This window comes from Streptomyces sp. NPDC051740 (assembly GCF_044453165.1).
GTDB lineage: Bacteria > Actinomycetota > Actinomycetes > Streptomycetales > Streptomycetaceae > Streptomyces > Streptomyces atrovirens.
Genome location: NZ_JBITCL010000003.1, coordinates 495,351 through 506,092, shown reverse-complemented (window position 1 = coordinate 506,092; position 10,742 = coordinate 495,351). Strand labels below are relative to the sequence as shown.

The window sequence follows — 10,742 nt, the reverse complement described above, 5'->3', positions numbered from 1 at the left end:
GTTTGTCCACACACCAACCGATGATCACGCGGTGGCCGCACCCGTTCCCGGCCGGGTCCCCCACAAAATCGCGAAGTCAGACTGGAGTACTAGGCGGTCACTTCCGAGCGGTCCCCGCCCCACAGCGTGTGGAACGAGCCGTCGTGGTCCGTGCGCCGGTAGGTGTGCGCGCCGAAGTAGTCGCGCTGGCCCTGGGTGAGCGCGGCCGGCAGGCGCTCCGCGCGCAGGGCGTCGTAGTAGGCGAGGGCCGCGGCGAAGCCGGGGGTGGGCACGCCCTGGCGGGTCGCCGCGATCAGCACCTCGCGCCAGTCGTCCTGGGCGTCGGCGATCTCCCGCGCGAACGTCTCGTCCGACAGCAGGCTCGGCAGGTCCGCGCGGGCGTCGTAGGCGGCGCGGATGCGGTCCAGGAAGGCCGCGCGGATGATGCAGCCGCCGCGCCAGATCGCGGAGACCGCGCCGAGATCGATGTCCCAGCCGTACTCCTCACTGCCGGCCGCGACCTCGTGGAAGCCCTGCGTGTACGACACGATCTTCGACGCGTACAGCGCCTGCTCCACCCGGTCGGCGAACGCCGCCGCCTCCGCCTCGCCCAGCGGCGCGGCCTTCGGGCCTGCCAGGGAGCGCGAGGCCTCGCGCAGCGCCGCGTGACCGGACAGGGAACGCGCGAAGACGGCCTCGGCGATGCCGGACACCGGCACGCCCAGGTCGAGCGCGATCTGCACGGTCCAGCGGCCCGTGCCCTTCTGCTCCGCCTGGTCCACCACCACGTCCACGAACGGCTTGCCCGTGGCGGCGTCCACGTGCGACAGCACCTCGGCCGTGATCTCGATCAGGTAGGAGTCCAGCCGGCCGGTGTTCCAGGTGCGGAAGATCTCCGCGATCCGCGCGGGGGAGTACCCGGCGACATCGCGCAGCAGCTGGTACGCCTCACCGATCAGCTGCATGTCGGCGTACTCGATGCCGTTGTGCACCATCTTCACGAAGTGTCCGGCGCCGTCCGGGCCGACGTGCGTGACACAGGGGGAGCCGTCCTTCGCCTTCGCGGAGATCTTCTCCAGCATCGGGCCGAGCGAGTCGTACGACTCCTTCGGGCCGCCCGGCATGATACTCGGCCCGTTCAGCGCGCCCTCCTCGCCGCCGGAGACGCCCATGCCGACGAAGTGGATGCCCTGCTCCCGCAGCGCCTTCTCCCGGCGGCGGGTGTCCGCGAAGTGCGCGTTGCCACCGTCGATGATCATGTCGCCGGGCTCCAGGAGCGGCGCGAACTCCTCGATCACGGCGTCCGTCGGCTCACCCGCCTTCACCATGACGACCAGCCGCCGCGGTCGCTCCAGCGCCGCCACGAACTCCTTGGCCGTCTCGGCCGCCACGAAGCTCCCCTCGTGCCCGAACTCCTCCACCAGCGCGTGCGTGCGTGCCGCCGTCCGGTTGTGCACCGCGACCGTGTAGCCGTTGCGGGCGAAGTTACGTGCGAGGTTGCGGCCCATGACCGCGAGTCCCGTGACGCCGATCTGCGCTGAACTGCTCATTGGGGTGGCTCCTCATGACCTTGGTATCGGTACTGCCGAGTCTCGGTGCTGCCGGTCGATGCCCGCCAGTCCTGCCGTCGACCATCCTGACGTGCCGCACTTGCGCGCGCACGCGCGGGTCGTCGCGACCCCGCCCAGGCACATACGCGCGGACGCCCCCCGCGCACTCAGCGGGCGCACGCACCCGCGTGCCCCCGCGGACGGACACACCCGCCCGCGCACGCTCCCCACGGGGCGCCAAGGGGGGCGCAACGGGCGAAAACTCCCGGCCACTTGGCGCATCCGTGCGGCTGATAGCCGTCTTGTCACGGCCAGTTCGCAGCACTTACTTTTGCCCCTCCTGACGCGTTGTCGAGGGGGATTTCCATGGCCGTGCGCGGCCGGCACCGCCGGTATCAGCCGAACAGGATCAACCGGGCCTCGCTCACCGTCACCGCGGGCGGCGCCGGAATGGCGCTCCCGCTGCTGGGCGCCGGCCCCGCCCAGGCGGCCGACGTGGAGACCTGGGAGAAGGTCGCCGCCTGCGAGTCCACCGACGACTGGAACATCAACACCGGCAACGGGTACTACGGCGGGCTCCAGTTCACCCAGTCGACCTGGGAGGCGTACGGCGGTACCCGGTACGCGCCGCGCGCGGATCTGGCCACCAAGGACCAGCAGATCGCCGTCGCCGAGAAGGTCCTCGACGGACAGGGGCCCGGCGCCTGGCCGGTGTGCTCGGTACGGGCCGGACTGACCCGGGGCGACACCCCCGACATCCGGCCGGCCACCGACAAGCCGGACGGAAACAAGAAGAGCGACAAGAAGACCGGTGGGTCCTCCATCGAGGACGTCGAACCGCACACCACACCCCAGTCCCGCGCGGGCCGCGCCGAGATGTACACCGTCGTCCGCGGCGACACCCTCTCCGGCATCGCGTCGGGCGAACGGGTCGGCGGCGGCTGGCAGAAGCTGTACGACGCCAACCGCTCCACCATCGGCGGCGACCCCGACCTGATCATTCCGGGCCAGCGGCTCGCCCTGCCCGACGGGACGACGAAGACGGCCGGGAAACCGGCCGAGTCGGACGGGAAGAAAGCCGGAAAAGCCGGAAAAGCCGAGAAGGCCGAGAAGAAAGCCGAGAAGGCCGAGAAGAAAGCCGAGAAAAAGGCTGAGAAGAAGGCCGAGAAGAAGGCCTCCTCCCAGCGCACCGAGGACCGTGCGGACCGTGCCGCCAAGACCACCGGCGGTCTGGTCGCCCCGGTCAGCGCCGCGCTCGGCACGCCGTACCACAAGGCCGGATCCGCCTGGTCGAAGGGCTACCACACGGGCGTCGACTTCCCCGTCCCCACCGGCACGTCCGTGAAGTCGGTCGGGGCCGGCACCGTCGTCAGCGCGGGCTGGGAGGGGTCGTTCGGCTACCAGGTGGTGGTCCGGCACGCCGACGGCCGCTACAGCCAGTACGCACACCTGTCGGCGATCTCCGTGAGGAGCGGGCAGTCCGTCGGCGCGGGCCAGCGCATCGGCCGTTCCGGTTCGACCGGAAACAGCTCGGGCCCGCATCTGCACTTCGAGGTGCGGACGGGGCCCGGCTTCGGATCGGACGTCGATCCGGTCGCCTACCTGAGGGCGGGCGGCGTCAGGATGTGACCCGCGTGCTGTGCCGGTCCACCACCGCCACCGGCACGTACGGGGCGCCGTAGAAGGGCGCGTACGACACCAGGGGCACCGGGACGGAATCCGCGTCGTCCGGCGCGCCGCCCGGTGCGGGCACGGGGGCCGGCAGCCGTACGTCCTCGGGGAGTTCGAGTGCGGCCAGCAGCCGCTCGGCGGGATCGGCGAGGCCGGCGGCCGGCCGCTCGTCGGCCTCCGCGGGAACCGCCTCGGGCGCGGGCTCCGGCACGGGGGCTTCCGACGCCCGCGCCTCCTGGTGCTCCCGTGACAGCCGCTCCGTCGTGAGCAGGATCAGACCGCCCGCCGCCACCACGCCACAGCTCAGTGCGAGCACCGTGCCCGTCGTGCCGTAGCGGAAGGTCTCGCCGAACATCGTGATGCCGACCGCGGCCGCCACCACCGGGTTCACCACCGTCAGCGTGGCCAGCGGGGCCGCGAGGCCGGCGCCCCGGTAGGAGGCCTGGGAGAGCAGCATGCCGGCCGTGGCCAGGACGCCGATCACCGCCAGGGACGGCAGGTTCGCCGCCGAGACCCCGCCGGTCCAGTCGACCGCGACGGTCTTGGTGAAGACGGAGGACATGCCGAACGCGACACCGGACGCGGTGGCCAGCAGGATGCTGCGCACCGCGGGATGCCGGTGCACGGCGCGGGCCGCGGCCATCAGCGCCACGACCGCCCCGGCCGTCCCCAGCGCCGCCGCCACCCGCTGCGTGGTGTCCAGCGACTGCGCGTCGGACGCGCCGACCAGGGAGAGCAGCCCCGCGAGGCCCACCGTCGCCATGATGGCGCCGCGCCACGCGGTCGCCCCGGCCTTCCGGCCGACGAACAGCGCGGCCATGGGCAGGGCGAAGACGATGGTCAGCGCGCCCAGGGGCTGGACGAGGCTGAGGGGACCGTAGGCGAGCGCCACCACGTGGAGCAGTCCGCCGAGGCCGTTGAGCGCGACCGCCGCCCACCAGCCCGGCCGGCGCAGCGGTGCGTACTGCTGCGCGCCGGGTGAGGAGACCGCGACCTGCTCCTGCACGATCGCTCCTCCGGCGTAGGCCACGGCAGAGACGAACGACAGCAGCACGGACAACGCGAGGGCGCTCATCGGCTGCTCCTCTGCGTGAGGCCGGGGCGGTGGACCCGGCACGGCGAACGGTCGGCTTTCATAACCAACACGATGCCGTGTCAGAGTGTTCCCGTCGTCGTCCCTGAGCACCCAATAAGTCCTACTGCCGATGGAGTACGACGGCGGCCCCGTCATCCCCAGGGTGGGTGTCCCAGGGGGGAGGGCCCCTGGTCGCCGCCCCTAGGGGCCTTGGTACTACTGCACGTCGTGGACCTCGACCCGTCTCTCACCGCCCTTCACCGCCTCGGTGGTTTCTTCGTACTGCGCACGGCGGGAGTGGCCGACCGCTGCCTGCCCACGCTCGCCCAGGCATACGGGCCGCGGCTCCCGGATGTTCAGGGCGACTTCCTGACCTCGCGGGTCCGCCGGGTCGCCGGCGCCCTGCGCACCCCCGAGGCGCGGGTCGCCGCGTCGGTGGCCCAGCAGGGACTCGCCGCCCGCCTGTGGTCCGTGGCACTCGGCTCCGCCGCCCTGTACGGAGCCGTCCCCGACCTCGCCCCGCCGCTGCTGCGCTGGGATCCCGAGGGCAGCGCCCCCGACGACCTGTGGCTGACGGAAGTACGGCCGCTGCCCGGTGACGCGGCGACGATCGCGGAGTTGGTGCTGCACGGCCACCTCGAGCCCCTCGCCGCGGCCCTGCGCTCCCGTCACCGCCTCGCACCGGGCCTGCTGCGCGGCAACGCCGCCTCCGCGCTCGCGGGCGCCGCCCGGGAACTGGACCGCTGGGGGCGCCGCCACGGCCGTACGGACGTCGCCGCCCGCGCCGCTTTCCTGGCGGCCGGACTCCTCGCGCACCCCCTGCTCACCAGCACCGGAACCCTCACGGGCACCGCCTTCCGGCGCCGCAGCTGCTGTCTGTACTACCGGGTGCCCGGCGGGGGCGTCTGCGGCGACTGCTGCCTCGCACGGCCGCCCCGCTCTTCCCCACGCGCCCCATCTGGGTGACCATGAAGGGAACGTCCGCTCAGACAGGGGGTTCACGGGTGCGAGTGGGACTGCTGACACGGGAGTACCCCCCGGACGTGTACGGCGGCGCGGGAGTCCATGTGGAGTTCCTCGCCCGGGAGCTGCGGCCCCTGGTGGACCTGGAGGTGCACTGCTGGGGCGAGGGCAAGGCGGACGGCGTGCTGCGCCACCGTCCCTGGAGCGCGCTCGACGGCGCCAACGACGCGCTGCGCACCTTCTCCGTGGACCTCGCCATGGCCGCCGCCCTCCAGGGCCGCGACCTCGTCCACTCCCACACCTGGTACGCCAACCTCGGCGGCCACCTCGCCAAGCTGCTGTACGGCGTCCCGCACGTGATGACCGCCCATTCCCTGGAGCCCCTGCGCCCCTGGAAGGCCGAGCAGCTCGGCGGCGGCTACGACCTGTCGAGCTGGGCCGAGCGCACCGCCGTCGAGGCGGCCGACGGCGTGATCGCCGTCTCCGGCGCCATGCGCGACGACATCCTCGCCTCCTACCCGGCGCTGGACCCCGGCCGGGTGCACGTCGTGCACAACGGCATCGACACGGACCTGTACCGCCCCGACCCCGGCACCGGCGCCCTGGACCGGATCGGCCTCGACCGCTCCCGCCCGTACGTGCTGTTCGTCGGCCGGATCACCCGGCAGAAGGGCGTGCCCCAGCTGCTGCGGGCGGTGCGCGGCATCGACCCGGCCGCGCAGGTCGTGCTGTGCGCCGGCGCCCCGGACACGCCCGAGATCGACCGGGAGTTCCGTGAGCTGTACGAGGAGCTGAGCCGGGTCCGCGAGGGCGTGCACTGGATCCCGCGGATGCTGCCGCGCCCCGAGGTGATCCAGCTCCTGACGCACGCCGCCGTGTTCGCCTGCCCCTCGGTGTACGAGCCGCTCGGCATCGTCAACCTGGAGGCCATGGCGTGCGGCACCGCCGTGGTCGCCTCCCGGGTCGGGGGGATCCCCGAGGTCGTGGCGGACGGCGACACCGGGGTACTCGTGGACGTGGACGACGACTTCGAGGCGGGCCTCACGCGGGCTCTCGACTCGGTCCTCGGCGATCCGGAGGCGGCACGGCGGATGGGCGGGGCGGGCCGGGAGCGCGCGGTCTCGGAGTTCGGCTGGGGCGCGGTGGCCCGCCGTACGGCCGGGCTCTACGGGGAGATCCTCAAACAGGCTTAGTCCCGCCCGTCCGGGGCAGTGTCGGGAAAATTCGGCGTGAGGGGAGAGACCGTGCGTCGTGGAGGTCCTTCGGTCCTGGGAATCGTGCTCGCGGGCGGCGAGGGCAAGCGCCTGATGCCCCTCACGGCGGACCGCGCCAAACCGGCGGTCACCTTCGGCGGCACGTACCGCCTGGTCGACTTCGTGCTGTCCAACCTGGTCAACGGCGACATCCTGCGCGTCTGCGTGCTCACGCAGTACAAGTCGCACTCGCTGGACCGGCACATCACCACCACCTGGCGGATGTCCAGCCTGCTCGGCAACTACGTCACCCCGGTCCCCGCCCAGCAGCGCCTCGGCCCGCGCTGGTACCTGGGCAGCGCCGACGCGATCCTGCAGTCGCTGAACCTGGTCTACGACGAACACCCGGAGTACGTGGCGGTGTTCGGCGCCGACCACGTGTACCGCATGGACCCGCGCCAGATGCTCGCCCAGCACATCGAGAGCGGGGCCGGGGTCACGGTGGCGGGGATACGGGTGCCGCGCTCGGAGTCCTCGGCCTTCGGTGTGATCACGCCGGGCCCGGACGGACAGTCCGTGGACCGCTTCCTGGAGAAGCCCGCCGACCCGCCCGGACTGGCCGACGACCCCGAGTGCGTGTTCGCCTCCATGGGGAACTACATCTTCACCACCAAGGCGCTCATCGAGGCCCTCCACCGGGACGCCGAGGACGAGGACTCGGTGCACGACATGGGCGGTTCGATCCTGCCCCGGCTCACCGAGCGGGGCGAGGCCGCGCTGTACGACTTCAGCGCCAACCACGTGCCCGGCGAGACCAGCCGCGACCAGGGCTACTGGCGGGACGTCGGCACGCTGGACGCGTACTACGAGGCGCACATGGACCTGATCGCCGAGCGCCCCGCGTTCAACCTCTACAACCGGCAGTGGCCCGTCTACACCCACTCCGGCCAGCTCTCCCCGGCCCGCTTCAACGCGGGCGGCATGGCGAGCGAGTCGATCATCAGCGCCGGCTGCCTCATCCGGGGCCAGGTCACCCGGTCCGTGCTGTCGCCGGGTGTGGTCGTCGATCCGGGGGCCGTGGTGCAGGGCTCGGTGCTGCACGACAACGTGCACGTCGGGCGGGGCGCGGTGGTGCGCGGCGCCGTGCTCGACAAGAACGTCGAGGTGCCGCCGGGCGCCACGATCGGCGTCAACCCCGAGCGGGACGCGGAGCTGTACACGGTGTCCAGGAGCGGCGTGATCGCGCTCGGCAAGGGACAGCTCGTGCCCTAGGGACGGAGTGAGAGGCCCCGGTCGGCTGTGGCCACCGGGGCCTTTGTCATGTCCCTGGACGGATGAAGGAATCCGTGCTGTTATGCCAAGTGCTGTTCTTTGACAACGTTGTACGGGCGAGTGCAGCGCACAGAACGGAACACGCACAGCATCAGAGACACGTACTGAGCAACGAGCCGTCACCTTCCTCACCGACGGAGGATCCGTGCGCATCAGACGACTCAGGAACCGATTCGCGCTTCTGCTGGCCGCCGCGCTGGGAGTCACCGGACTCACCGCGGCCGTCCCGGCCGCGACCGCGGCGCAGGACGATCCGGCGGAGATCCACGGACTGAAGGGCGAGTACCACACCCAGTCCGCCCCCGGCGCCTTCGACTTCCACGAACTCAAGGCCACCGCCTTCGACTCCGACCTCGACTTCGACAACCTGGAGCCGCGACTGAACCTCACCACCGGCCGGTCGGACGACGTCAGCGTCCGCTGGACAGGGAAGATCGTGCCGGAGCGGACCGGCGCCCACACCTTCGCGGTCAGCGCCGACAACGGCTTCCGCCTGTGGATCGACGGCGAGATCGCCATCGACCACTGGGTCGACGACTGGGACCGCGAACAGACCGCCGAGCCCGTCGAGCTGACCGCCGGCCGCGCCCACGACATCAAGGTCGAGTACTTCGAGCACTACGGCGGCTCCAACTTCCACCTGCGCTGGACCGAGCCCGGCGGCAGCAAGGAGCCCGTACCGCAGTCGGCGTTCCGCCTCCCGGACGGCTTCGACTACGACGGTGCCCTCGCCGCCACCGTCCTCGCCTCCGGCCGCACCCTGAAGCTGGACTTCCCCCGGCCGCTCGCCGCACCCCCGGCCGGTTTCACCGACCACTTCGACGCGGTGATCGGCGGCGCCGACTGGCCGGTGAAGTCGGCGGAACCCGACCCGGCCGACCCGAAGGCGCTGCTCGTCACGCTCGCCGAGCCCGTCGTCGGCAACAGGACCGGCACGGCCCGCGGCAGCGCCGACATCCGCTACGACGGACAGGGCGGCCTGACCGCCGCCGACGGCGATCCCGTGGGCGCGTTCCTGAGCAGCGGCCCCAACCACTCCACCCACGAGCTGAGCACCAGGTGGGCCGACGAGGTGGGCCCGGACAACGCCCTCCCCGAGTACCCGCGCCCGCAGCTCACCCGTGACGAGTGGCGCAACCTCAACGGCCGCTGGCAGTTCGCCGCCGCCGAGGAGGGCGAGCAGCCGCCCGTCGGCAAGACGCTGAGGGAGCGCATCCTCGTCCCGTACCCGGTGGAGTCCCGGCTCTCCGGTGTCCAGCGGCACGAGGACCGCATGTGGTACCGCCGCACCTTCACCGTGCCCCGCGACTGGCACATCGGCTCCGACCGGCGCCTGAGGCTCAACTTCGGCGCCGTCGACTGGCGCTCCGAGGTGTACGTCAACGGCACGAAGGTCGCCGATCACGAGGGCGGCTACGACAAGTTCAGCGCCGACGTCACCGACGCGCTGAAGCCCGGCCGCACCCAGGAACTCATCGTCGGCGTGTACGACCCGACCGACGCGGCGAACGGCGAGAACCCGCCGATCGGCAAGCAGCGCCTGGACCCCAGCGGCATCTGGTACACGTCCAGCTCGGGCATCTGGCAGACCGTCTGGATGGAGCCCGTCGCCCGCGACCACGTCGACTCCCTGGAGCTGATCCCGGACGTGGCCGGCGAGCGGCTCACCGTGGAGGCGAAGGGCGTCCGGGACGGCGTGCCGGTCAGGGCGACCGCGTACGACGGACGACGCAAGGTCGCCACGGCGACCGGCCGCACCGGCGAACCGCTCACCCTGAGGATCCACGAGCCGCGCCTGTGGTCGCCCGACGACCCGTTCCTGTACCGCCTGGAGGTGACCGTCGGCGCCGACCGCGTCGGCAGCTACTTCGGGATGCGCTCCATCGCCGTCGAGCAGGTCGACGGGGTGCCGCGCACGGTCCTCAACGGCGAGCCCGTCTTCCTGATGGCCACCCTCGACCAGGGCTTCTGGCCCGACGGCCTGTACACGGCGCCCACCGACGAGGCCCTCGCGTACGACCTGAAGGCGCACAAGGAGCTCGGCTTCAACTCCGTGCGCAAGCACATCAAGGTCGAACCGGACCGCTGGTTCTACTGGGCCGACCGGCTCGGGCTGCTGGTGTGGCAGGACATGCCCGCCATGACGGCCGGGAAGAACCCGGGTATGGAGGCCCGCGCCCGCTACGAGCGCGAGATGAAGCAGATGATCGACGAGCACATCAGCAGCCCGTCGGTCGTCATGTGGGTGACCTTCAACGAGGGCTGGGGCCAGTACGACATCGGCCGCGTCGCCGAACAGGCCAAGGCCTGGGACCCCAGTCGGCTGGTCAACAACCAGTCCGGGCTCAACCTCGGCGCCGACGGGAACGCCGGCGACATCATGGACGAGCACGGATACCCCAGCCCGGCGCTCCCGCCCGGCCCGGACGGGAGACGCGCCCTGGTCAGCGGCGAGTACGGCGGTCTCGGCCTCGCGGTGCCCGGACACGCCTGGTCCGTGCAGCAGTCGTACGTCGACGTCGACCCGGCGACCTACACCGAGGACTACCTCACCAAGCTCGACGAGGTGCGCGCGCTGGTGTGCCGGGGCGGCAACGGCGCCGTCTACACCCAGATCACGGACGTCGAGGGCGAGCTCAACGGTCTGCTCACCTACGACCGGCGCGTGCTGAAGCCGGACGTGGCCCGGGTGAGGGCCGCCCACGAGGCCCTGATCCGGGACGCCTCACGGGCACGGCCCGCGGGCTGCCCGGTGACGGAGGGCGCCGCGCGATGAACCGTTCCTCCAGAGGGCCGCGCCCGTCCGGGTGGCGTCCGTCACCCATGAGGCGGTGAACGCGCCGCGGTAGCCCCGTCCGTCACCCCCGTCCCGCCCCTTCCGCCGCACCGGCGGGAGGGGCGAAGACGTCACATGCTGTTGACTATGGGTAGCCAGATCGTACTTGACCGTAATCGGCCGGGAGCGATTGACTGCTGATC

At 71.9% G+C, this 10,742-nt stretch carries 7 protein-coding genes; 5 read left to right on the top strand and 2 right to left on the bottom strand.

All coding sequences use genetic code 11. The features are described 5' to 3' along the window. Positions 1–89: 89 nt before the first annotated feature. Positions 90–1,529: an NADP-dependent phosphogluconate dehydrogenase gene (gene gndA, locus ACIA6T_RS08065; RefSeq protein ID WP_399445695.1), complete on the bottom strand. Its 1,440-nt coding sequence runs from the start codon at positions 1,527–1,529 to the stop codon at positions 90–92. Between the two features lie 366 nt (positions 1,530–1,895). Between gndA and ACIA6T_RS08060 the strand changes: the two genes are divergently transcribed. Then, positions 1,896–3,158, top strand: a complete 1,263-nt coding sequence (locus tag ACIA6T_RS08060) for a transglycosylase family protein (protein ID WP_399445694.1) — start codon at positions 1,896–1,898, stop codon at positions 3,156–3,158. Here the strand turns inward: ACIA6T_RS08060 and ACIA6T_RS08055 are convergent. Next, positions 3,148–4,275, bottom strand: coding sequence for a DMT family transporter (locus ACIA6T_RS08055; protein WP_399445693.1), 1,128 nt, complete (start codon positions 4,273–4,275; stop codon positions 3,148–3,150). The genes ACIA6T_RS08060 and ACIA6T_RS08055 overlap by 11 nt on opposite strands. Positions 4,276–4,485: 210 nt before the next feature. On the opposite strand from ACIA6T_RS08055, the gene ACIA6T_RS08050 reads away from it, so the two are divergent. The 4 genes from ACIA6T_RS08050 (at position 4,486) to ACIA6T_RS08035 (ending at position 10,539) form a co-directional block, all read left to right on the top strand. Then, a complete protein-coding gene (locus ACIA6T_RS08050; RefSeq protein WP_399445692.1) occupies positions 4,486–5,241 on the top strand; it encodes a (2Fe-2S)-binding protein in 756 nt (251 codons plus the stop codon). Positions 5,242–5,279: 38 nt separating this feature from the next. Next, on the top strand, positions 5,280–6,431 hold the full coding sequence (gene glgA, locus ACIA6T_RS08045; RefSeq protein ID WP_399445691.1) for a glycogen synthase: 1,152 nt from the start codon (positions 5,280–5,282) through the stop codon (positions 6,429–6,431). 51 nt (positions 6,432–6,482) lie between these two features. Then, positions 6,483–7,703: a glucose-1-phosphate adenylyltransferase gene (glgC, locus tag ACIA6T_RS08040; protein ID WP_399445690.1), complete on the top strand. Its 1,221-nt coding sequence runs from the start codon at positions 6,483–6,485 to the stop codon at positions 7,701–7,703. Between the two features lie 205 nt (positions 7,704–7,908). Continuing rightward, positions 7,909–10,539, top strand: coding sequence for a PA14 domain-containing protein (locus tag ACIA6T_RS08035; protein ID WP_399445689.1), 2,631 nt, complete (start codon positions 7,909–7,911; stop codon positions 10,537–10,539). Positions 10,540–10,742 lie beyond the last annotated feature (203 nt).

Excerpts from the sequence above, each read along its gene's own strand:
- gndA (WP_399445695.1), bottom strand. The coding sequence starts at position 1,529 with ATGAGCAGTTCAGCGCAGATCGGCGTCACGGGACTCGCGGTCATGGGC.
- ACIA6T_RS08060 (WP_399445694.1), top strand. The coding sequence starts at position 1,896 with ATGGCCGTGCGCGGCCGGCACCGCCGGTATCAGCCGAACAGGATCAAC.
- ACIA6T_RS08055 (WP_399445693.1), bottom strand. The coding sequence starts at position 4,275 with ATGAGCGCCCTCGCGTTGTCCGTGCTGCTGTCGTTCGTCTCTGCCGTG.